The organism is Reichenbachiella sp., assembly GCF_033344935.1.
Classification (GTDB): Bacteria; Bacteroidota; Bacteroidia; order Cytophagales; family Cyclobacteriaceae; genus Reichenbachiella.
Window position 1 is genome coordinate 1,737,401 of the sequence record NZ_JAWPMM010000001.1, and the last position, 22,119, is coordinate 1,759,519.

The 22,119-nt window shown below is 40.7% G+C and carries 20 protein-coding genes; 15 read left to right on the forward strand and 5 right to left on the reverse strand.

Translation table 11 applies throughout. The features are described from left to right. Positions 1 to 24 precede the first annotated feature (24 nt). The 11 genes from R8N23_RS07535 (at position 25) to R8N23_RS07585 (ending at position 11,701) form a co-directional block, all read left to right on the forward strand. Positions 25 to 1,698: an OstA-like protein gene (locus R8N23_RS07535; RefSeq protein WP_318170969.1), complete on the forward strand. Its 1,674-nt coding sequence runs from the start codon at positions 25 to 27 to the stop codon at positions 1,696 to 1,698. Positions 1,699 to 1,773: 75 nt separating this feature from the next. Further along, positions 1,774 to 2,589, forward strand: a complete 816-nt coding sequence (locus tag R8N23_RS07540) for an outer membrane protein assembly factor BamD (RefSeq protein WP_318170970.1) — start codon at positions 1,774 to 1,776, stop codon at positions 2,587 to 2,589. 2 nt (positions 2,590 to 2,591) lie between these two features. Next, positions 2,592 to 2,915 (forward strand): DNA-directed RNA polymerase subunit omega, encoded by a 324-nt coding sequence (locus R8N23_RS07545; protein WP_318170971.1) that lies wholly within the window; start codon positions 2,592 to 2,594, stop codon positions 2,913 to 2,915. A gap of 11 nt (positions 2,916 to 2,926) precedes the next feature. After that, positions 2,927 to 4,129, forward strand: coding sequence for a bifunctional phosphopantothenoylcysteine decarboxylase/phosphopantothenate--cysteine ligase CoaBC (coaBC, locus tag R8N23_RS07550; protein WP_318170972.1), 1,203 nt, complete (start codon positions 2,927 to 2,929; stop codon positions 4,127 to 4,129). Beyond that, positions 4,110 to 5,018: a DUF4835 family protein gene (locus tag R8N23_RS07555; protein WP_318170973.1), complete on the forward strand. Its 909-nt coding sequence runs from the start codon at positions 4,110 to 4,112 to the stop codon at positions 5,016 to 5,018. Before coaBC ends, R8N23_RS07555 begins: the two co-directional genes overlap by 20 nt. A 107-nt stretch (positions 5,019 to 5,125) precedes the next feature. Then, positions 5,126 to 6,781 (forward strand): DNA repair protein RecN, encoded by a 1,656-nt coding sequence (gene recN / locus R8N23_RS07560; RefSeq protein ID WP_318170974.1) that lies wholly within the window; start codon positions 5,126 to 5,128, stop codon positions 6,779 to 6,781. A 72-nt stretch (positions 6,782 to 6,853) separates the two neighbouring features. Continuing rightward, on the forward strand, positions 6,854 to 7,666 hold the full coding sequence (locus tag R8N23_RS07565; protein WP_318170975.1) for an enoyl-ACP reductase: 813 nt from the start codon (positions 6,854 to 6,856) through the stop codon (positions 7,664 to 7,666). A 106-nt stretch (positions 7,667 to 7,772) separates the two neighbouring features. Next, complete coding sequence (gene ispE / locus R8N23_RS07570) at positions 7,773 to 8,594, forward strand: 4-(cytidine 5'-diphospho)-2-C-methyl-D-erythritol kinase (RefSeq protein WP_318170976.1); 822 nt, start codon at positions 7,773 to 7,775, stop codon at positions 8,592 to 8,594. Between the two features lie 404 nt (positions 8,595 to 8,998). After that, positions 8,999 to 9,334: a T9SS type A sorting domain-containing protein gene (locus R8N23_RS07575; RefSeq protein ID WP_318170977.1), complete on the forward strand. Its 336-nt coding sequence runs from the start codon at positions 8,999 to 9,001 to the stop codon at positions 9,332 to 9,334. Positions 9,335 to 9,847: 513 nt separating this feature from the next. Further along, positions 9,848 to 11,014, forward strand: coding sequence for an IS4 family transposase (locus tag R8N23_RS07580; RefSeq protein WP_318170978.1), 1,167 nt, complete (start codon positions 9,848 to 9,850; stop codon positions 11,012 to 11,014). Positions 11,015 to 11,365: 351 nt separating this feature from the next. After that, the gene (locus R8N23_RS07585) at positions 11,366 to 11,701 is read left to right on the forward strand and encodes a T9SS type A sorting domain-containing protein (RefSeq protein ID WP_318170979.1); all 336 of its coding nucleotides are present in this window, start codon (positions 11,366 to 11,368) and stop codon (positions 11,699 to 11,701) included. Between the two features lie 105 nt (positions 11,702 to 11,806). Here the strand turns inward: R8N23_RS07585 and R8N23_RS07590 are convergent, their stop codons facing one another. The 4 genes from R8N23_RS07590 to R8N23_RS07605 form a co-directional block, all read right to left on the reverse strand. Continuing rightward, positions 11,807 to 12,001: a helix-turn-helix transcriptional regulator gene (locus R8N23_RS07590; protein WP_318170980.1), complete on the reverse strand. Its 195-nt coding sequence runs from the start codon at positions 11,999 to 12,001 to the stop codon at positions 11,807 to 11,809. Then, complete coding sequence (locus tag R8N23_RS07595; RefSeq protein ID WP_318170981.1) at positions 11,998 to 12,411, reverse strand: hypothetical protein; 414 nt, start codon at positions 12,409 to 12,411, stop codon at positions 11,998 to 12,000. Before R8N23_RS07595 ends, R8N23_RS07590 begins: the two co-directional genes overlap by 4 nt. A 117-nt stretch (positions 12,412 to 12,528) precedes the next feature. Further along, a complete protein-coding gene (gene hemF / locus R8N23_RS07600; protein ID WP_318170982.1) occupies positions 12,529 to 13,419 on the reverse strand; it encodes an oxygen-dependent coproporphyrinogen oxidase in 891 nt (296 codons plus the stop codon). Between the two features lie 9 nt (positions 13,420 to 13,428). Then, on the reverse strand, positions 13,429 to 15,777 hold the full coding sequence (locus R8N23_RS07605) for a BamA/TamA family outer membrane protein (protein ID WP_318170983.1): 2,349 nt from the start codon (positions 15,775 to 15,777) through the stop codon (positions 13,429 to 13,431). Positions 15,778 to 15,983: 206 nt separating this feature from the next. On the opposite strand from R8N23_RS07605, the gene R8N23_RS07610 reads away from it, so the two are divergent. Beyond that, positions 15,984 to 16,724, forward strand: a complete 741-nt coding sequence (locus tag R8N23_RS07610) for a TrmH family RNA methyltransferase (protein WP_412071628.1) — start codon at positions 15,984 to 15,986, stop codon at positions 16,722 to 16,724. Between the two features lie 322 nt (positions 16,725 to 17,046). Continuing rightward, positions 17,047 to 17,766: a YARHG domain-containing protein gene (locus R8N23_RS07615; RefSeq protein ID WP_318170985.1), complete on the forward strand. Its 720-nt coding sequence runs from the start codon at positions 17,047 to 17,049 to the stop codon at positions 17,764 to 17,766. A 36-nt stretch (positions 17,767 to 17,802) separates the two neighbouring features. On the opposite strand, the gene R8N23_RS07620 is transcribed toward R8N23_RS07615, so the two are convergent. Further along, positions 17,803 to 18,684: a LysR family transcriptional regulator gene (locus tag R8N23_RS07620; protein WP_318170986.1), complete on the reverse strand. Its 882-nt coding sequence runs from the start codon at positions 18,682 to 18,684 to the stop codon at positions 17,803 to 17,805. A 189-nt stretch (positions 18,685 to 18,873) separates the two neighbouring features. Between R8N23_RS07620 and hutH the strand changes: the two genes are divergently transcribed. Both hutH and hutU read left to right on the forward strand, forming a co-directional pair. Beyond that, positions 18,874 to 20,436, forward strand: a complete 1,563-nt coding sequence (gene hutH, locus R8N23_RS07625) for a histidine ammonia-lyase (RefSeq protein WP_318170987.1) — start codon at positions 18,874 to 18,876, stop codon at positions 20,434 to 20,436. Beyond that, positions 20,414 to 22,090 (forward strand): urocanate hydratase, encoded by a 1,677-nt coding sequence (hutU, locus tag R8N23_RS07630; protein WP_318170988.1) that lies wholly within the window; start codon positions 20,414 to 20,416, stop codon positions 22,088 to 22,090. Before hutH ends, hutU begins: the two co-directional genes overlap by 23 nt. The last annotated feature ends 29 nt before the right edge of the window (positions 22,091 to 22,119 follow it).

Here is a 22,119-nt window from a genome sequence, read left to right on the forward strand (position 1 = left end):
AGTTTTGCCTCATATTTTTACACTATGCGAAATACATTTCTGTTTTGGTTGATTTGTTCATTGGTTGTATCCGGGGCTGCTTTTGCTCAGAAGGGAGAGAAGATCAGATATAAGGCTGATCGACTAACCAATGCGCGTGATGGAAATGTAAGGTTTAAGAAGCTTCTTCATAATGTGAGTTTTACTCAGGAATCAACCACAGTCTATTGTGATTCTGCCTATTTCTACAACAGGAAGAACGAAATGGAAGCTTTTGGTAGAGTGAGAATTGTAGACGATTCTGTGACTATTACGGCCAAGAAACTTATTTATCAAGGGGATGAAGGTATGGCTTTGCTTCGCGAAGATGTAGTCTATAGAAAAGGAAAAAAGGTACTCTATACTGATATTTTGGATTACAATTTAGTAACCGAAGTAGGTGAGTTCAAGGAACATGGCAAACTAGTGGATGAAACAAATACGCTTACCAGTGTGTATGGTGTCTATCATTCAAAAAGCAGCCAGGCGTTCTTTTATAGAAATGTGCTTTTAGTTTCTCCTGATTTCAACCTACGAGCTGATACTTTGGAGTATTCTTCCAGGACCAAAATCGCTATTACTAAAGGTCCAACTTACATAGAAGATAAGGATGGAACTACGGTAGATTCAGATGGAGGACGTTTTAGAACCTCACACGACCAAACCACTTTCACTGAAGGAACTATCGAAACTAGAAACTACATTGTCACCGGTGATGAGCTATTTCTTGACGATCAAAAGAAGTTTTACACTGCGAAGGGAAATGTAGTGATGACTTCAAAAAAGGATGACATATTGATTTTCGGAGAGAAGGCGGTTTATGATAAAAAAGCAGGTGTGAGTACAGTATATGGCCGCCCACTGATGAAACGAGTCATGCGTCAGGATACATTTTTTATGGTATCTGATACTTTGGTTTCAATAGAAAATGTGGATAAAGACAAAGAGCGAATATTGGCCTATCACAATATTCTGATGTACAAGCTGAATATGCAGGGGAAATGTGATTCGGTTGCCTATTTTCTCTCTGATTCGACTATACAAATGTACAACGATCCAGTGATATGGAACAAGAGTAGTCAGATGGTTGCGGATAGTATCGACCTATTGTTTAAGGATGATATTCTAAGAACGATGACACTACGACGAAAGGCTTTTTTGATATCGATAGATACGCTGGGGCAGCACAATCAAATCAAAGGAAGGAAAATGGTCGGCGACTTTAATGAATACGGAGATATTCAAACCATGGATATTAATGGAAATGGGGAAAGTCACTATTTTGTTCTCAAAGGAGATAGTCTGATGATAGGCATGAACAAAATATTTTGCAGTTCGATGACCCTGCGATTTGAGGATAACCTTATGAAGAATATTTCCTTTTATACACAACCCGAAGCTAAATTCATTCCGCCACATGAGTTAGAAGAGGATCAAATGTTTCTGGAAGAATTCGACTGGCGCTCGGATGAAAGGCCGGAGCTTTACGAAGTGGCAACCTATTACAAACCCGGAGACAAGGTGACAAAATATGGAAACCTGAAAAGCAAAGCTGAGCAACTCATCGAGGAGAACAAGGATGAAATAGAAAAAGGAAAAAAAATGCTGGAAGAAGGTGATAAATCTGGCATGATGAAGCAACTAAAAACCACTCAGGATCATTTACTTAAAGAGCGATAGAACCATTCTGGTCAAGAATAATCTCGTCTCAAAAAAGTATTGTATTTAAAACAAAGAAGCTATATTTGCAGGCTTATGCGAAAAATGAGGGTTTTAGGGAATTTTGTACTGGTTTTGATGGCTGTTTTAGCCATTTCATGTAGTGAATTTAAAAAACTACAAAAAAGCACAGATTGGCAAATGAAGTATGAGGCTGCTCTTCGCTATTACGAAGAAGAGGAGTATTATAAGGCAAGTGTTTTATTCGATCAGGTATTGCCTATCATCAAGGGTACAAAGGATGCTGAAAAAGCCAGTTTCTATAGGGCTTATGCTTACTACCATCAGCGACAGTATATTCTTAGTGGTAGTTACTTTAATGAATTCGCCAGAATTTATTCTCGAAGTGAGTGGGCTATAGAAGCCGCATATATGTCTGCCTATTCTGCCTACTTACAAAGTCCGGTATACAATCTGGATCAGACAAGTACTTATACAGCAATCAACGAATTCCAAACGTTTATCAATAGAAACCCCTACAGCGAATATGCTCAGCCAGCTACCAAGTATATTGACGAACTGCAGAGAAAATTAGAAAAAAAGGCGTTTGAAAATGCTAAGCAATACCACAGACTGGAAAGATGGGAGGCAGCTAGAGTAGCTTTTGAAACTTTCGCAGATGAGTTTCCTGATTCTAAGTTGAATGAAGAAATCATGTATTACGCGGTTGATTCTGAATATAGCTATGCTAAACAGAGTATTAGAGCGAAGCAAAAAGAACGTTATCAAAAAACTATTGAACTCTATGAAGAGTTTATAGACAAATATCCAGAAAGTGAATTCTTAAAAAAGGCTGAGAAGTTTTATGTGGAGTCACTTGAACAAAAGAAAAAATTATCTAAAAATTCATAATAATGGCGGTTAAACCATCAATTGTAACTAGAGATATCACTGATTTGTCAGCTTCTACTGGCAATATTTACAAGTCTTTGAATGTAATTTCTAAAAGAGCTAGACAAATCTCTTCGAATGTAAGAGAAGAGTTGAGCGGGAAATTGGCCGAGTTTGCTTCTACAGTGGACAACTTGGAGGAAATTTTCGAAAACAGAGAGCAAATCGAAATTTCTAAATTTTATGAAAGAATGCCAAAGCCTACTATCGTGGCTATCGAAGAATTTTCTGAAGGAAAAATCTTGGTTAGAGATGCGGTAAAAGAAGAAGGCGGCATCGAAATTTAATTGGCGCCCCAGTGCTCAAGGGGAAGAAAATATTATTAGGAGTATGCGGCAGCATTGCCGCATACAAATCCGCACTTTTGATTAGGCTCCTGGTCAAAGCTGGCTGTGAGGTTCGTGTAATCATGACATCTTCGGCCAAAACTTTTATTACACCACTCACACTTTCTACGCTTTCAAAAAATCCTGTGGTTTCTTCTTTTGAGAAGAATGATCAAGGACAATGGGAGAATCATGTAGAAATGGGCCTTTGGGCTGATCTGTTTTTGATAGCTCCAGCCAGTGCCAATACCATAGCCAAAATGGCTCATGGTTTATGTGACAATCTGCTTTTAGCGACTTACTTATCTGCCAAATGTCCGGTGATGATAGCACCTGCCATGGACTTGGATATGTATAAACATCCCGCCACGTTGCAGAATTTAAAAACACTGCAATCTTTCGGGCATCAAGTATTAGATGCTGAGCATGGAGAATTGGCTAGTGGACTAGTAGGTGAGGGAAGAATGGCCGAACCAGAGGAAATAGTTGCCCAAGTAGAGTCTCACTTTTCCAAAAAAAAAAGATTTGAAGGCAAGCAAGTATTGATTACTGCTGGTCCTACTTACGAAAAAATTGATCCCGTCCGATTTATTGGTAATCATTCATCTGGGAAGATGGGATTGGCGTTGGCGCGTACCATGGCCAGTGAGGGAGCTGAAGTACAACTCATCGCAGGGCCAGGTAACTATTCAATAGATTCTGATCGCATTGCTTTAATAAGAGTTTCTTCAGCTGATGAAATGCTTCATGCCGTTGAAGAAAGCTATTCGAAAACCGATATTGCAATATTTGCCGCCGCAGTGGCAGATTATCGACCGGTATCCCCAGCAGAAGAGAAAATCAAAAAAGCAGGTGAGTCCATGACCATTGAATTGGTGAAGAACAAGGACATCGCCGCTGAGATGGGAAAACGCAAATCAAAGCATCAGATCAATGTGGGATTTGCTCTCGAGACAGAAAAAGAAGAGCAACACGCACAGGAGAAATTAGCCAAGAAGAATTTTGATCTCATTGTCTTGAATTCATTGAATGATAATGGCGCTGGATTTTCTGTCGATACTAATAAAATTACTATCTTCAGCGTTGATCAAAAACCGAAACACTTTGAGCTCAAATCGAAGCAAAAAGTAGCTGAAGACATTGTTGACTGCATTCATGAAAAAATCACCGCTTAACTTTTTCTTACTTGTTTTTTTTGTTTGTGCTATGAGGCCGCTCAGCGCACAAGAGCTCAATTGTCAGGTTACGGTGAATGCCGTGCAAATTGAAACAACTGAAAGACAAGTCTTTCAGGAGATGGAAATTGAGTTTGCTAAATTCTTAAATGACCGAAAATGGGCGGATGAACGTTTTGAAAACAACGAGCGGATCAACTGTGGGGTAAATATCACTTTGGAGTCTCAGCCATCACTAGGTAATTTCCAAGCTACCGTTCAGGTCATTGCAGCAAGGCCGGTCTATAATTCATCTTATGAAGCCGTACTGATCAATTTTGCCGATAGAGATTTCAATTTCGAATACACAGAATCGCAGCCGCTTGACTTCCAGCCTACCACATTCATGTCTAATATCACTTCGATGTTGGGTTTTTATGCTTACATGATCATTGCCAATGATTACGATTCTTTCGAGAAGTTGGGGGGGCAGCGGTATTACGAAGCCGCTTGGCAAGTGGTGAATAATGCACAGCAGTCTGGCTATACTGGCTGGGATCAATTCAACAGCGTGCGAAACAGATATTGGCTCGCGGAGAATAGTATAGATCAGGTGATGGAACCAATGAGAGAAGTGATGTATGACTATCACCTTAAAGGACTAGACCTGATGTCCGACGATCCGGAGACAGCAAGAACGAACATTTTTGAAGCGCTTAAAAAAGTACAGGAAGTCAATCGATCAAAACCTCGGTCTATTTTGATCATCTCTTTTTTAGATGCCAAAATGGATGAGATTGTCAGCATTTTCTCAGATGGAGACTTGTCGCAGCGACGAGAAGTTTACAATATCTTAAAGGCATTGGAGCCTTCTAAGACGGACCAGTTTGGTAAGATCCTGGATAACTAATTCGCATCTTTTCCAAAGTTCTAAACTTTGGAAAAGATTGACAGATACATATCTCGAAAGTTCTTATTTTTGACCTCATTTTCACCTAAAGAAGAGACTGCTATTTTATGATTTCCAGTTTGTCCATCAGTAATTATGCCTTGATAAAAAAACTGCAACTCGAACCAGATGCAGGATTAAATATCATTACAGGTGAGACAGGAGCAGGAAAGTCAATCATGCTAGGTGCAGTAGGCTTGTTGCTAGGCAAACGAGCCGATACCAAAGCCTTGCTCGATAAGGATAAGAAGTGTGTGGTAGAAGGGGAATTCGATATCTCTAAACTTGGCTTGGAAGCGCTCTTTGAAGAAGAAGACTTGGATTATGAGGCTTCTTCTATTATCCGACGAGAAATTAATCCTAAAGGAAAGTCTAGAGCTTTTATCAATGACGTACCCGTGACGTTGGAGACAATGAAAACAGTTGGTCTGCGCCTGATTGATATTCATTCTCAAAATGAAAGTATCCAATTGGGTAACAAATCGGTGAAGATCAAGCTGATTGATGATTTTGCTCAGACCACAAAAGAACTTCAACAATTTCAATCCGATTATCAGGTATTTAGCCGATTGTCTAAAAAACTAACAGAGCTTCTCGAGGAGGAGAAAAACTCCAAAACAGACGAAGATTATAAAAAGTATCTCCTAGAAGAACTTGCGGCCGCTGACCTAAAGGCAGAGGAACAAGCTGCCTTGGAAGAGGAACTAAAACTTCTGGAGCACGCAGAAGAAATAAAACTCAAACTGTCACAGATATCTGTGGAGTTTGATGAGAGTGAAATAGCCATAAACGATCGCCTGAAGGAGGCCTCAGTGGCATTAAAAAACATAGCCAGCTTTTCGAAAGAATTAGAAACACTAAGCTCAAGGTTTGAATCAGCTACGGAGGAAATTATTGACATCATTAGAGATGTGGTCACTATCCAGGATAATGTGGAACACAACCCTTCGCGACTAGAAGAAGTGAACCAGCGACTAGACCTGATCTATAAGTTGCAACAAAAGCATAAAGTGGCTGATGTCGAGGGTTTGATCACCATTCAAAATAAGTTGGAAAGCGAAACTTTAGGTGCCATCAATCTGGAAGAAGAGATTAAAGAGCTGAAAGGTGAAAAGGAAAAGATGGAAAGGCAAATGATACAATCGGCCGAGACCCTTTCTGAAAAGCGCCGAGGCCAGATTGATACCTTTTCTTCCTCACTCAATGGTTTGCTTGCGGAAGTGGGAATGCCTGACGGACATGTTGAGTTTGTCTACAAAAGAGTGGAGCCTTGGAAATTAGGCATTGACGAGATTGAAATCTTATTCAGTGCAAACAAAGGCATTAAGCCTGAACCTGTAGGGAATGTGGCTTCAGGCGGAGAGTTTTCTAGACTCATGTTTTGTATCAAGTATTTGCTGGCAAGCAAAACAGCCATGCCGACCGTGGTATTTGATGAGATTGATACGGGAGTATCAGGTGAAATTGCTATGAAAATGGCCAATATGATGCGACGAATGTCTGAGAATCATCAAATCATCTCTATAAGTCATTTGCCACAGATAGCCGCACGTGGTCAGGCACATTACTTTGTGTATAAAAACAACGAAGCGGAGAAGGCCGAGAGTATGATTCGCAAACTAGAACCTGCTGATCGTCTGGAGGAAATTGCTAAGATGATCGGAGGAGAGAATCCTTCGGATACGGCACGAAATAGTGCCAAGGAACTCATAGAAATGAAATAATTTGAACGCAAAGGGCAACTCTAGCAAGAGTGGTTATCTTTGCTTTTTTTACAACAATAGAAACTAAATCAAATGTCTAATAATCTATTAAAAGGAAAAAGAGGGATCATTTTTGGTGCTTTGGACGAAAATTCAATTGCATGGAAAGTGGCTTTGAAAGCTCACGAGCAAGGTGCTTCATTTACATTGACAAATGCACCAATCGCATTGCGAATGGGAGCGATCAACCAATTGGCAGAGCAATGTGGGGCTGAAGTGATTCCTGCAGATGCTACCTCTGTAGAGGACTTGGAAAACCTATTTACTAAGTCTCAGGAAGTTTTAGGTGGAAAATTGGATTTCGTACTGCATTCGATCGGCATGAGCCCGAATGTAAGAAAAAATAAAGAATACGGCGATTTGAACTACGATTGGATGCTCAAGACCATGGACATCTCGGCGATTTCATTTCATAAAGTAATGGCAGTAGCTGAAAAGCAAGACGCCATGAACGAGTGGGGTTCAATCTTGGCTTTGACTTACATCGCTGCGCAAAGAACATTTCCTGATTATTCAGACATGGCACAAGCCAAAGCAATGTTAGAGTCTATCGCACGTAGCTATGGAGAAAGATTCGCAAGATTGAAAAAAGTAAGAGTAAACACCATTTCTCAGTCTCCAACCATGACCACAGCTGGTTCTGGAGTAGGTGGATTTGATGTATTCATGGATTATGCAGAAAAGATGTCGCCGCTAGGCAATGCTTCTGCAGCAGCCTGTGCGGACTACTGTATTTCTATGTTCTCAGACTTGACTAAGATGGTGACGATGCAAAACTTGATGCACGACGGTGGATTTTCTTCGTCTGGTATCACGCAAGACATCATCGATCAGATGACTAAGTAAACTAAAACAGCGTCATTTCGACTGACGTAGGAAGGAGAAATCCCTGGCGAGCTGCACTGCCGCGGGGGACTTCTCGTTTCACTCGAAGTGACGAATACCTCCTCAAATGATCGCTTTCCCCAACGCCAAGATCAACATCGGTCTCAACATCACCTCCAAACGGGCGGATGGCTATCACAATCTCTCTTCTTGCTTTTTGCCTATAGACTGGAAGGACGCATTAGAAATTGTGCCAGCGGATGAGTTTGAGTTCACTTCATCAGGTTTAGACATTCCGGGCGACAGTAGTGGCAACCTTTGTGTGAAGGCTTATGAGCTGCTTAAAGAAAAGCATGACATTCCACCTGTAAAAATGCATTTGCATAAAGTCATTCCTATGGGAGCAGGTTTAGGCGGCGGATCTGCCGATGGCGCTTTTGCTTTGAAGTTGTTGAACGATCAGTTTGAAATAGGCTTGGCTAATACACAACTAGAAGCTTACGCTAAAACCTTAGGAGCGGATTGTCCATTCTTCATCGACAACAAACCCAAGCTAGTCACAGGCATAGGAGAGGTGATGGAGGACATTAGTATTGATTTATCCGGGTATAGGATTGTGGTGGTTTTTCCAGGCATTCATGTGAGTACGAAGACTGCTTTCAGCGGTATCACGCCTAAAGCGCCTGACTATGATATCAAAACCACCCTCCAGCAATCCCCCAAAACTTGGCAAGGCACTGTAATTAATGATTTCGAAGAAACCGTCTTTTCCGCCCATCCAGAAATTCAAAAGATTAAAAATCAACTTCTTGACCTAGGCGCAGACTATGCTTCTATGACCGGGACTGGCTCGGCGGTTTTTGGGGTGTGTAATAGGAATATACCAGTTGGAGAATTCAGCGAAATATTCCAACCAGAACGCTTCAAAGTTTTCAAAACCCAGGGTTAATATAGAGGCTCTAGTGAACGACGTCATGGCGAGGAAAACAAATCTCCGCCGGGAGATTGGATTGACGCGGCCATCCCCACAGGCCTTCTACTGCACAATAAAAGATCATCCTATACGATAGACTAATTAACCAGGTTACTCTATGTAACCTGGTTAATGGTTTTTCATTTTTACCCTTTCTATTCTATTTATCTGCACTTTACGCACTAAAAAACTGTCAATTGACAGAATAAAATATGAGGATAGTTTGGACGGATTTTTGTCCAAAAAATAGCCTTAAAATTCATCTGAAAAGTGCTGCATTTCACCTGTGAAATAATGAAGCTCACCGGAATTTGCTTTCGCCGGTCGGAAAACGCCGTTAATCTTGCTACATAATTATTAAACAAGAAAAACAAATTCTTATGAAAGCTTTATCATTATTAGTGATCGCAACTTTAACCTTCTCATCAGTAGCAATGGCTGAAATCCACGGTGCAGAAACCAAGGATGTTTCAGAAGTAAAGGCAAACATCTTCGCTCAGAAAAATGGTATGGTTTACATCCAGGTGGAGAATCCTGCGGATAGTAAGGTAAGAATTACTATAAAAGACGAAGCCGGTGTTACTCTTTACGGTGGCAAAGTCAAAAAAGACAAAGTGTTGAAGAGATTTGATGTTTCAAACCTTCCTGCTGGATCATATTCTTACGAAGTGAGCAATGAGGATTACAGCGTACTAAAGAAAATCGAAAAGAAGTAATCGACTCGGTCGGTTATTCAAAGAAACTTAATCGTTAAGTAGTTTTGTTTTTGTATCATGCAAAGTATCCTGTCCTGGCCGACAGGATACTTTTTTTATGTCCAATCTATACATTTTATTAAGTAATCCCACAATGGTTGATGTGGTTGTAACAAAAGTATCTAGCAGGCTCTGTGATATTATTAGTATGTTGGTCATACCAATGGACCCTTTCGGGACAAGATCAACATGGATCGCCAAATAAAACAAACCTTATCTGGTAGTTATTACTCAATAATAACCCTTGCCTTCTATCACTAGAAAGCCATTCATTAGCTATACAAAGGAGTATCTTCGCTGACTTACAGACTGCTATGAGTTGAAGTTTCGCCTGTAGCTAAACTCCGCACGAAAAGACAATCATTAAAGAGGTTTCTTGAAGTCAATCCTGTCCAAGACGGATTTACAGAAAAAGTGGCAAACCCACCGAAGTGGGTTAGATTTATTTAGCGATAAATAAAATCAATTGCCGATATGAATATGACACTTTTTGCTCAAATAGTTGGGCTACTTCCACGAGAAGATTTCGATAAATTAGTTGGACAGCATAATTCTAATAAGCATAGCAAAGGTCTGGATAGCTGGCATCAGCTAATTGCAATGGTATTTTGTCAATTTACCAAGTGTGAAGGGCTTCGTGATATTTGCAATGGACTAATGTCGGCACAAGGAAATTTAAATCACCTGGGCATCAGTCACCTAGTAAAACGATCTACTTTGAGCTATCAAAATACACATCGTAGTTGGGAGCTATTCAGAGATTTTTATCTCAAATGTAAGGAAAGGCTGTTTGAACAGGGTAATCGTAAAGACCGCAGGAAGTTAAGCAGGATAAAGGCGAAGATATTTATGTTAGATGCCAGTTTGATAGGTGTCTGCCTTAAAGTATTTGACTGGGCACATTACAGACAATGTAAGGGTGCGATGAAATTGCACATGCTCTTGGATTACGACAACTGCCTGCCTCAATATATGTATTTCACTGATGGAAGAAAGCATGAAGCTCCTGCTGCCAGGCAATTTAGCATGCCCAAAGGCAGTGTAGTAGTGGCAGACAGGGGTTTTCTTGACTTTAAACTCCTGCAACACTGGCATGAGCAGGGACTGAATTTTGTAGTCCGTTGTAGAGACGATGTGTCTTTGGAAACAATTGCCAGTTGTAGCAAAACAAAAATGCCAATTATGAAAGACGCCAAGATAAATTTGAGCCCAAATTCAAGAAAAGTGTATCAAAGGCCACTGCGCCTTGTAGAGATCTGGGATGAGGTGAATCAGAAAATTATCAGACTCTTAACCAATCAAAAGACTTGGACAGCACAAACCATCTCTGAGCTTTATAAACAGAGATGGTCAATAGAAATATTCTTTCGAGATATCAAAACTCATCTGAAAGTCAAAACCTTTATTGGTACAAGCCCAAATGCAGTATTGATCCAGCTATGGACCGCAATGCTGGCCATGCTGATCCTGAAATACCTTAAAATCAAGGCAAAATATAACTGGTCACTAGCTAATCTGATCAGCTTTATCAGAATCGCAATCCTATCTAAAATAGACTTGTTCAAATGGCTCAATCAGCCTTTCATCCCAGAAGGGTTTACATGCCCAGATGCCAGTCAACAACTATCATTCAATTTATAAGGGAGATACCTCAAGAAAGTGGCTGAAAATTGCAGGCTACAGCTTGTATCACAACATATTTAAAACAACTTGGACAGGATTGACTTCAAGAAACCTCTTTAATGAACCACGTATATGATGTTTGTTATTATCACTTATATGCCCTTTTCTTGTTGGTTACCTGTTGTATAACAGGTAATAATATGTGTATTGTTCGAGCTATGTTTTTGTATGAAAAAGCACCAATAAATTCATCTGAAAACGTCTACATTTCAACTATGAAATTATATAGCTCACCGGAATTTACTTTCGCTGGTCGGAAAACGCCGTTAATCTTGCTACATAATTATTAAACAAGAAAAACAAATTCTTATGAAAGCTTTATCATTATTAGTGATCGCAACTCTAACCTTCTCATCAGTAGCAATGGCTGAAATCCACGGTGCAGAAACCAAGGACGTTTCAGAAGTAAAGGCAAACATCTTCGCTCAGAAAAATGGTATGGTGTACATCCAGGTGGAGAATCCTGCGGATAGTAAGGTAAGAATTACTATAAAAGACGAAGCCGGTGTTATCCTTTACGGTGGCAAAGTCAAAAATGACAAAGTGTTGAAGAGATTTGATGTTTCAAACCTTCCTGCTGGATCATATTCTTACGAAGTAAGCAATGAAGATTACAGCGTACTAAAGAAAATCGAAAAGAAGTAATCGACTCGGTCGGTTATTCAAAGAAACTTAATCGTTAAGTAGTTTTGTTTTTGTATCATGCAAAGTATCCTGTCCTGGCCGACAGGATACTTTTTTGTTTTTGGTCTAATCCTCATATAGGAATATTTCTTCAATTGATGTATCAAAGAGTTTAGATGCTTTAAAAGCTAAAGGCAAACTTGGATCGAATTTACCTTTTTCTATGGCATTGATGGTTTGTCTAGATACAGCTAAAAGATCAGCCAATTGTGCCTGGGTCATGTCTCGCTCAGCACGAAGTACTTTTAGTTTGTTTTTCATTTGTATCTAATTCTTCCAATCAAAATAGCTACTGCATAGGTAAGGCCAATCAGAATAACCAAATGTGATATTTCTGCATCTACAGCAATCACATTAGTTACATCGAGAAGCGAATAGCTTAATCCAGTAACTATTCCTACGCCCAAAGAAATTGCCATGGCTTCAAGTTGGATTTTCTTTTGCATTTCATCCAATCCATTGATATGACGTTTATTGGCCATTATCATTCCTACACCCAGTGCAAAATTTAAGATGACGCCACTAATTGTAGCCGTTTGATTGTCCCATATCATTAGAGGCCCGAAAGTAGCCAAGGCCATTGAGGCTGTCCAGGCGAAGGTCCAGTAGGCAAGATGAAGTGTGTTTCTCTTCATTTCTGCTGCCCAGTTGTTATTCGGAGTAGTTGTCATGTATGTGTTGTTTGATAATATGTAAATAAAACTTTACATAAATATATATTAATTATCAAAAATGACAAATAAACTTTACATAAAGACAATGTTACTTGATTAATTGGAAAGGGGTAATTACACCCAATGAATCCCTTTTTTCAATAAGTCTAGCGTCTGTTGTTCTTTTGATCCCTGTGCTGGAATATGATTGTACTCCCAATTGGCTTGGGGAGGCAAGCTCATCAAAATAGATTCGGTTCGCCCATCGGTATCGAGTCCGAACTTAGTGCCTTTGTCCCAGATGAGATTGAACTCCGCATATCGGCCACGGCGTAGATATTGCCATTGTTTTTCGTTTTCACTGAAATTCAAATCTTTGTTCTTGGTCATTAGATGTGTATAGATGGGTGCAAACTGACTGCCTACCTCTTTTACAAATTCCCATCGATCTTCCTTGCTGAATTGATCGTTGGAAGATAAGCGATCGAAGAAAATACCACCAATACCTCGAGTCTCTTTCCTGTGTTTGATGTAGAAATAATCATCCGCCCATTTTTTGAACTCAGGGTAGTAGCTTGAGTCATGGCGGTCACAGCAGTTTTTCATCTGTGTATGGAAGAACTTGGCATCTTCTTCATTTACATAGTGTGGAGTTAGATCGATACCACCACCAAACCAGCTGATACCATTACTCATTTCAAAGTATCTGACATTCATATGAATGATTGGCACCATGGGACTGTGAGGGTGCATCACAATCGATACGCCGGTGGCGAAGAAGTCGGCCTGGTCGATTTTCAACGCTTCTAGTATTTTAGCGGGCGTAGGGCCATGCACAGCGGAGAAATTGACCCCGCCTTTTTCAAGAATATTTCCTTCTTTGATGACCCTGGTTCTACCGCCGCCACCTTCTGGTCTTTCCCAGAGGTCCTCATGAAATTTGCCTTTGCCGTCAGTTTGTTCAAGAGCCGAGCAAATGTCATCTTGAAGTCCCTTAAACCATTCTTGTATTTCTTCTTTTGTCATCAGCTTAAATTAAAAAGGATATCCAATACCCAGATTCCATACCAGGCGATTGTAGTTGCTATAATCAGGTAGATCAAAACTACCTCGCTTTACATTGTTGTCATACCTGGTTTGATTACCAGGGTCATAGACTTTCCATGCAGCATCGAGTCTCAGCAATAGAAAAGAAAAGTCTAATCGGAGACCATATCCAGCCCCTATGGCGATCTCTTTTAGAAAATTGTCAAATTGAAATTGGCTACCAGGTCTTACTGGATCTACACGCATCGTCCATGTATTACCCATATCTATAAATAGCGCCCCGTGAAGGAAACCAAATATTTTATGTCGAAGCTCTACGCTTGTCTCAAGTAAAATTTCACCTGGCTGCTCAAAGTCATTGGTATAAACACCTAATGAATCCACGGGGAGATAGGAACCAGGTCCCAGTCGTCGTGGTTCCCAAGCACGAATACTATTGCTACCACCTGCAAAAAAGAATTCCTCATAGGGTAGGGTCTCATTTTCTCCGTAAGGAATGGCTACACCTAAATGTGCGCGATAGGCGAGGGTTACTTGAGAATTGATAGGTGCTGAATGTCGAAAATCGAGGTCAACCTTGGCATACTGGAAGTACTCCAAATCTCTCTCAATCATTTTTTGTGCGATAGCGCTGTAAAAATTGCCTCCTGCTTCCAGTTGGTATCTGAAGAAAGATGATTTTTCTTTTCTGTTTCCATAGTCGTTGATGTTGTAGGTTACACTGAACCAGGTACTACTTACAAACGAAGGCAAGAATGAGTTTTTTAGGTTGTTGCCTTGTGCTTCCAATTCATCTAGAAAGTCTTGGTATTCCTGCGTCTTTATATGAGAGTCAATAAAATTAATATCAGCGATGTTTAGGGCATAGTTTCTTCGTTTCTTAGAGTTCTGCCAGCTTAGAATCAACGAAGTATTGATGTTGGTACGCAGGTATTCCGTTCTGTTGGTATAGTTCAGACCAAAGGAAAGCCTGGTTTTGGGATTGAGGTGTCCAATCTTGGCTCTAAATTCAGGCTGTAAGGGAATCATGAACTGTGGGAAAGTGAAAGCGAGGTTGGCACCATAGTCCAGTGAGGAATACGGGTTGCCGGTGTCAGTTGCACCTGAGATACCTTCAAAACCCACTCTGCCACTTAGTTCCATCACTTCCAGGCCACGGAAGGTATTCCTGTTTTTTATGGAGGCATTGAAAAATGGTCCCGGTAGTCCTTTGCTCACATTGAGTCCTAGCTCAGAGGAGGTTTGAAACTTCTTGAGCGGACTGGTGAATACATTTGAAATGAATTGCCCACCGGTTGTATCATAATTCACATTGATGAATTTGAAGATATCCATGTTAGACAGCTGTTTCTGAGTCTCCAGTGTATTGGATCTACGGTAGAGTTCTCCAGGTTTAATGAATATTCTTCGGTCAAGAATTTTTTCCGAGTATTGTTTGCTATAGAATTGGTAGGTTATGCCTTCAAAACTTTCATTCTCCCGATTATGGACTAAGCCTGTAATGTCCGCGTCAGTAGTGAAAATGACGGAGTCAATGGTATAGACTTTGTGTTTAGGTTGATTATTGGGGTTGCGAATGGTCAAGCCAATAATAACTTTCCTATTTCCTAAGGAGGATGAATCCACAACAAAACTGATAAACTGTCGACTAAAATTATAGTAACCATTATTGAGCATAAGGGTATTGAGTCGGTCTCTTTCCTGTACAAGGTTCGCCTGCTCATAATTTTCAGTGGTCTTTAAGAATGACTCTTCAGAGGACTCGATGACCCTATTGTACACAGCGGTGTCAGGAATATTGTAAAAGAGGGAATCGATAATGTAGGGCTGATTTCGTTCGATGGTGTAAACCGTTGAAACCATTTTGAATGTGTTTTCAGTCGAATAAGTGACCTCGGAATTGAAGTAACCTTTAGTCTTCATATAGTCTTTGATTTTTTCAACCGTAGCCCGTTCTTTGGCTGAATCAAAAATGGCCAAAGGCTCACCCATTCTCATACCAAAATTCCCTTCTTTGATGTTTCTGATCTGTTTGTTGACCTTTTTGTTCATCTTGGTCCTGAGCCGTTTCTTTTGCTTCTCCTTCTCTTTTTGAGCTATTTTTTCTTTGAATTTGATTTGAATGTCTTCAATTTTTTGTTCGTATTTCGCAGAGTCATAGCGCTTCACGCCACGTTGATAAATGCCAACATAAGGAGACCAGGGAATGAAGAGAATTTTTCGATTGGGTTTATAGACGTACAGCGACTGAATATCTTCTTTATTCAGTTTATCTGCGCCATCTAGTTTTTGTTCGACTAGCAAGGATTCACCAGCAGGCAAAAATCTACGACCCATGCACCCTGTGAGAAACAGGAACATGATCAGGATGATCGGCCCATATGAAGGTTTGAAATTGTTAATACTTTTCTCTGTCTAGTCGATGATCCATTGCCTTGATTTACTGATTATCCATTAAGTTTGGACAAATGTCAGCTGTCGGTTTTAGATCGCCGTGAATGCCGCGCAAAAGCTAAATTTTGATAAATAAAGCACAACAATTGATGATTTCAAATCGAGAGTCAAAATTCATTAAATCCCTACAATTAAAAAAATTCCGGCAGCTGGAAAATCAGTTTGTCGTGGAAGGGGCAAAAAATGTGCTAGAACTGCTACAGTCCGACTTAGAAGTGATTAGGGTATTTGGGACCTCTGATTTTTTGAATAAGCATCAAGATACTTTGTCTAAACATTCCGAATTGGTGACTGAGGCTAAAGAGGCAGAGCTAAAAAAAGTGGGAAGTTTCGCTAGTAACAACGCCGCGCTGGCCTTGGTGAAAATTCCTGTGCAAACCGAAATCAATAGTTCTCAATCCATTTTGGCTTTCGATCGCATCAAAGATCCGGGCAATCTGGGTACTGTCATCAGAATAGCTGATTGGTATGGGTTCAAACAAATCGTTTGTTCACCAGAATCGGTAGATTGTTACAATCCTAAAGTGATCTCTGCTACGATGGGGTCATTTGCTCGTGTGCAAGTACATTATATGGATCTTGGTGAACTGCTACAAAACTCAGCGCATGTCTATGGAACGACACTACAAGGAGACAATATCCACGAACTGAAATTCCAAGAGCCTGCCGTGGTCGTATTCGGTAATGAATCTGAAGGCTTGGCTGAAGAGCTGAAGCAATACCTGACCCAAGAAGTTTACATTCCTGGTTATGGAGGAGCCGAGTCTTTAAATGTCGCAGTGTCCACCGCGGTCTTCTGTGATAATTTTAGGCGGTTGCTGAAGGCGTAACGATAACTTCGTCATTGCGAAGAGAGTGCGTAGCGGCAAAGCAAGCGATCGACATGGCAATCCTCTTCGACCTGCCTCTGATCCAGTCATTCCGTAGTGCAACGGAGGAATCTCTTGACTAGGTTGATGACTGCTAGTAGCTTAGTGGATTTCTCCTTCACCTCCTTTCGTCGGTTCATACGAAATGGCAAAAGGGAGTTTGATATCTTTTGAAATTAACTTATCCTTGAACGCAGTTTTATTGAAAATTAACAAGCAATAAACAAAACAGATTAAGTTCCGCAAGGCGCATAGTATTAAAAGGTTGTTAAATGCCAGATTCATGAATCAGACAATTTTATTTTGTATTGCCATTCTGACAAGTGTGAGCTTTCAAGTAACGGCTCAATATTTGAACGGTGGAACGATCGTAAAAGAATCAGAGCTCTTTGACTTTCCAAATAAAGATATTGCAGAATATCTCGGGGTTTATAAATTTGGCGATGATGTGCAAAGTAATGTCACATTTAGAATTGGTAAATATCAAAACTCAATATTTGTGCAAGTTGAAAGCAGGTACAAGTATGAGGCAAATTCGCATTGGGAACATAGCTTTATGAATTTGAACAACATTAAAATAGACAGCAATGGTAATTTTTCAAGCGATGAATTCAAAGGAAAGTTTCTAACATACAAAGGACACAATTGGAAAATCAAGGTTCTTAAGATATATGAAGCCTTTACCTTTTTTGATGATCAAGCTTACGAACTTGGTTCTAAAATTGGTGATGTAACCCATGGATTAAATGGTCAATTCCCTAAACCGTCAATCGATATACTGGATCAAACCGATCTAAGTAATCTTAGCAAAAGGGAATTGAGGATAATGCGCAACGAGATATTTGCTCGATACGGGTATAAGTTCAAACCAAATGGAAAAATGGCTAGCTACTTTGATAATCTACACTGGTATCATCCTGAATTTACAGATGTTAACGAGTTTTTAACTGCACTAGAACTGCATAACATCGAGATTATCATAGCAGAAGAGAAGCGAAGGTAAAGGCCCTCTGGCGCAAGTTTGCAACGCGTGACAAATCTACCCTACCAAACTAACAAACTTCTTAATTAGCTCATTGGTCGTGCCCGCTTTCCAAATCAAAGACAGATAAGTAATCTGTTTGACGTTTTTTAATTCAATGAATTTGATGTCCAAATCAAAACCATGCTTTAAAGAGGTAGGTACTATGGCTACGCCTAGTCCATTTTCCACCAGTCTAAAGATCGTATTCGCGTGAACCGACTTATGCGAGATTTTGGGAGCAAATCCATGGTCATCAAAAATGCTCATCACCTTGTTGTAGTAGGTGCGGCTATAGTCGCTGGAGAATAGAATGAAATTATCCTGCGCAAACTGACTGAGGTCAGTAAAATTGTTTTCATTGATGCGGTGGTTTTTTGGTAGCACAATCGAAAAGTTGTCTTTAAAGATCTGTTTAAATGCAATGCCTTCCGGTGCTTGCTTGGCTCGGATAAAGCCAATGTCCAGTTTGTTGTGCTGAATGGCGAAGAGTTGATCTTCATTACTCATCTCCTCCAAACTGGTATGGATTTTCGGAAACTGCTCATTGAGCTTTAATAACAAATGGGGAATGACAGCCTGCATGGCCGAACCTACAAATCCGATATTCAGTTCACCTTCTTCACCTTTGTCAATCAGTTTGATTGATCGTTTGATCGATTCTAATTGATTCAAGAGATTGGAACTTTCGTTATACAAATACCTGCCCGCATCAGTGAGCTCAACCGTTCGCTTATTGCGAATAAATAGTTGAACACCTAGTTCATCTTCCAATTGCTTGATCTGGCGGCTCAGTCCTGGCTGTGTAATGAAAAGCCTTTCAGAAGCTTTTCGAAAATGCAATTCCTGAGCGACAATCATGAAATATCTGAGGTGTCTAAATTCTATTTGATTACTCATTGTTATCAATTGTTGATCTACAAAGTATTTTCAGTAATCAAAATTAGCAATTAATATTGTTCATGAATTAAAAGCAGAGACTTTTCATTCAGGAATAGTTGGGAAATATTGCCTAAGCTTCGAGAACCTCAGCTTGACAATAGCTTTTCATTTATTCAAACAACAACCCAATTGATAAACAACAAGAGTATGCCGATTTTCAATTATGGAATCGATCATTTGACCCCAGGTGTGGCCATCGACATGGCCGAAGGCCGCACGCAGGGTGTATTGAATGAAGAAGCCATCCAAAAGATTTTGGCCAGCCGCCAAAATGTGCTAGACATCACCGAGCAGGAAAAAATCGTGTATGGGGTGAATACTGGATTCGGATCACTTTGCACCACGATCATCAACAAAGCTGACGCAGGCAAGTTACAGGAAAATATCTTGCGCAGTCATAGCGTGGGTGTAGGGCCAGAGACGCCACTGGACGTTGCGAAACTCATGATGATTCTAAAAGTTCATGCCTTATCCAAAGGATATTCAGGTGTAGCCTTAGAAACATTGGAACGCATCATTTGGCACATTGAAAATGATTTTATCCCCTACGTGCCGCAGCAAGGGTCGGTAGGTGCATCAGGAGATCTGGCACCATTGGCACATTTGTTTTTGCCATTGATCGGTGAGGGCAAAGTGTGGAAAGATGATCAATGGATTACCACCAAAGAATTATTCCAAAAGGAAAATAAAGAGACTTTAAATCTTGGCCCAAAAGAAGGCCTCGCTTTGATCAACGGGACACAGTTCATTGCAGCCTATGCTTTGAAGGGATTTGTTCGAATGAGCAATTGTCTCGATTCTGCTGATATCATTGGTGCTCTGAGCTTGGAAGCACTTATGGGATCTATGAAGCCATTTGATCAAGAATTGCATCAGATTAGACCTTACCAAGGTTCTATCTATGTGGCAGATCGACTAGAGAAGTTGGTGACCGGCTCTGAGATCATTGAATCGCATCAAAACTGCAGTAGGGTTCAAGATCCATATTCGTTGCGCTGTATGCCACAGGTACATGGCGCTTCTCGAAATGCTTGGTTGCATCTTAAGGATATGCTTACCATCGAGATCAATTCTGTCACCGACAATCCGATCATTTGTAGTGTGGACAAAACCATCAGTGGAGGCAATTTTCATGGTCAGCCCATGGCGATGCCCATAGACTATGCCGCATTAGCTTCATCAGAAATTGGAAATATCTCTGACAGACGCGTGTATTTGATGCTTGAAGGAGATCGCGAGGGTATGCCTGTTTTGTTAATGAAAAACACCGGACTCAATTCAGGTTTTATGATCCCTCAATATACCTCAGCGGCTTTGGTGAGTGAAAACAAGGGATTATGCTTTCCTTCGAGTGCTGATAGTGTGCCTACCTCGATGGGGCAGGAGGATCACGTAAGTATGGGCTCGATAGGTGGGCGGAAATTCAATACCATCTTGGATAATTTGGAAAATATTCTAGGTATTGAACTCTTCTGTGCAGCCCAAGGCTTCGATTTTAGAAGACCGCTGAAATCAACTAGCATTTTGGAGGCTGTTCATGCACATGTGAGAAAGCAAATCAGTTTTGCAGAAGAAGATCGAATCTTTGGTGATGACATGGTGATTGCCACGGACATGATTAGGAATAAAGAAATTGTAGCTGTAGCGAATGAGGCAGCAGATCAAAACAACATTAAACTATACAACAATGAAGTATTCGGAATTTATTAAGCAATACGCTTCACACCCTAACTATAAAGCACCAGTAGGAAATCAGCTTCATGCGAAAACCTGGCAAACTGAAGCAGCACTTCGTATGCTGCTCAATAATTTGGATGAAGAAGTGGCAGAAGACCCTTCAGAGTTGGTGGTATACGGTGGCACTGGACAAGCCGCAAGAAATGTAGAGTCACTTCAGAAGATTATTGAACTTCTACTGAAGTTAGAAGAAGATGAGAGTCTTTTGGTACAATCGGGCAAGCCCGTTGGTATCGTTCGAACACATGCTGAGGCGCCAAGAGTTTTGATTGCAAATTCCAATCTTGTACCTGCCTGGTCCAATTGGGAGCATTTTCAGTCTCTCAAAGAAAGAGGTCTGATGATGTATGGACAAATGACCGCTGGAAGCTGGATTTACATCGGCTCGCAAGGAATTCTACAAGGGACTTATGAGACTTTTGTGGCTTGTGGTGAAAAGCATTTTGGCGGAAGCCTGAAAGGAAAATTGGTCGTGACTGCTGGACTTGGTGGAATGGGTGGCGCACAACCACTCGCTGCGACTATGGCCGGAGCGACATTTTTGGGTGCGGATATTGACCCTGCAAGAATCCAAAAAAGATTAGATACTAAATACATCGATCGCATGACTCATTCTTACGAAGAGGCACGTGATTGGGTGATGGAAGCGAAGGCCAAAGGTGAAAATCTTTCTGTAGGTCTAGTGGCTGACGCTGGGGATATGTTGGAAAAACTTATCGCCGATGGCATCGTGCCGGAGGTATTGACTGATCAGACTTCGGCTCACGATCCGGTTTTTGGCTATGTGCCTAATGGACTGTCTTTAGAGGAGGCAGCAGCGTTGAGAAAAACAGATCAGGAAAAATACAAAGACCTTTCTTTGAAGAGTATGGCGCGCCATGTGGGTTTGATGCTCGACTTGCAGAAGAAAGGAAGCAAGACCTTCGACTATGGCAATAACATTCGTGAGTTTGCTAAGCATGGCGGAGAACCAAATGCATTCGATTTCAATGGCTTTGTTCCTGAGTATGTGAGACCTTTGTTTTGTGAAGGAAAAGGGCCATTCCGATGGGCAGCTTTGTCAGGTGACCCAGAAGATATTTATGTGACTGACCAGGCGCTGATCGAAGCCTTTCCTGAAAACAAGCACATGATCAATTGGTTGCAAGAAGCTCAGAAGAAAGTAGCATTTCAAGGCATCCCATGTAGGATTTGTTGGTTGGGAATGGGCGAACGAGAAAAAGCTGGTTTGATTTTCAATGACTTAGTAAAATCAGGTAAGGTAAAGGCTCCAATAGTGATCGGAAGAGATCATTTGGACTGTGGATCTGTGGCTTCTCCAAATCGAGAAACAGAAGGGATGAAAGATGGAACAGATGCCGTTTCGGATTGGCCATTGCTCAACTTAATGTCTAATGCAACAGGAGGTGCCACCTGGATTTCATTCCATCATGGTGGAGGTGTTGGTATGGGTTATTCTCAGCATGCAGGCATGGTTGTTTTAGCCGATGGAACAGAAAGAGCTGAAAAATGTCTTAAAAGAGTTTTGCATAATGACCCAGCAATGGGTATCTTTCGTCATCATGACGCCGGATATGAGAAAGCATCACAATTCGCAGACGACTTTGACTTGAACGTCTGGAAATAAGATTAGAGTAATACTTAATTAAAGGGGGC

Excerpts from the sequence above, each read along its gene's own strand:
- R8N23_RS07615 (WP_318170985.1), top strand. The coding sequence starts at position 17,047 with ATGAATCAGACAATTTTATTTTGTATTGCCATTCTGACAAGTGTGAGC.
- R8N23_RS07590 (WP_318170980.1), bottom strand. The coding sequence starts at position 12,001 with ATGAAAAACAAACTAAAAGTACTTCGTGCTGAGCGAGACATGACCCAG.
- R8N23_RS07575 (WP_318170977.1), top strand. The coding sequence starts at position 8,999 with ATGAAAGCTTTATCATTATTAGTGATCGCAACTTTAACCTTCTCATCA.
- R8N23_RS07565 (WP_318170975.1), top strand. The coding sequence starts at position 6,854 with ATGTCTAATAATCTATTAAAAGGAAAAAGAGGGATCATTTTTGGTGCT.
- hutU (WP_318170988.1), top strand. The coding sequence starts at position 20,414 with ATGAAGTATTCGGAATTTATTAAGCAATACGCTTCACACCCTAACTAT.
- R8N23_RS07540 (WP_318170970.1), top strand. The coding sequence starts at position 1,774 with ATGCGAAAAATGAGGGTTTTAGGGAATTTTGTACTGGTTTTGATGGCT.
- hemF (WP_318170982.1), bottom strand. The coding sequence starts at position 13,419 with ATGACAAAAGAAGAAATACAAGAATGGTTTAAGGGACTTCAAGATGAC.
- R8N23_RS07535 (WP_318170969.1), top strand. The coding sequence starts at position 25 with ATGCGAAATACATTTCTGTTTTGGTTGATTTGTTCATTGGTTGTATCC.
- R8N23_RS07545 (WP_318170971.1), top strand. The coding sequence starts at position 2,592 with ATGGCGGTTAAACCATCAATTGTAACTAGAGATATCACTGATTTGTCA.
- R8N23_RS07620 (WP_318170986.1), bottom strand. The coding sequence starts at position 18,684 with ATGAGTAATCAAATAGAATTTAGACACCTCAGATATTTCATGATTGTC.
- R8N23_RS07595 (WP_318170981.1), bottom strand. The coding sequence starts at position 12,411 with ATGACAACTACTCCGAATAACAACTGGGCAGCAGAAATGAAGAGAAAC.
- hutH (WP_318170987.1), top strand. The coding sequence starts at position 18,874 with ATGCCGATTTTCAATTATGGAATCGATCATTTGACCCCAGGTGTGGCC.
- R8N23_RS07610 (WP_412071628.1), top strand. The coding sequence starts at position 15,984 with ATGATTTCAAATCGAGAGTCAAAATTCATTAAATCCCTACAATTAAAA.
- R8N23_RS07580 (WP_318170978.1), top strand. The coding sequence starts at position 9,848 with ATGAATATGACACTTTTTGCTCAAATAGTTGGGCTACTTCCACGAGAA.
- ispE (WP_318170976.1), top strand. The coding sequence starts at position 7,773 with ATGATCGCTTTCCCCAACGCCAAGATCAACATCGGTCTCAACATCACC.
- R8N23_RS07605 (WP_318170983.1), bottom strand. The coding sequence starts at position 15,777 with ATGGGTCGTAGATTTTTGCCTGCTGGTGAATCCTTGCTAGTCGAACAA.
- R8N23_RS07555 (WP_318170973.1), top strand. The coding sequence starts at position 4,110 with ATGAAAAAATCACCGCTTAACTTTTTCTTACTTGTTTTTTTTGTTTGT.
- recN (WP_318170974.1), top strand. The coding sequence starts at position 5,126 with ATGATTTCCAGTTTGTCCATCAGTAATTATGCCTTGATAAAAAAACTG.
- R8N23_RS07585 (WP_318170979.1), top strand. The coding sequence starts at position 11,366 with ATGAAAGCTTTATCATTATTAGTGATCGCAACTCTAACCTTCTCATCA.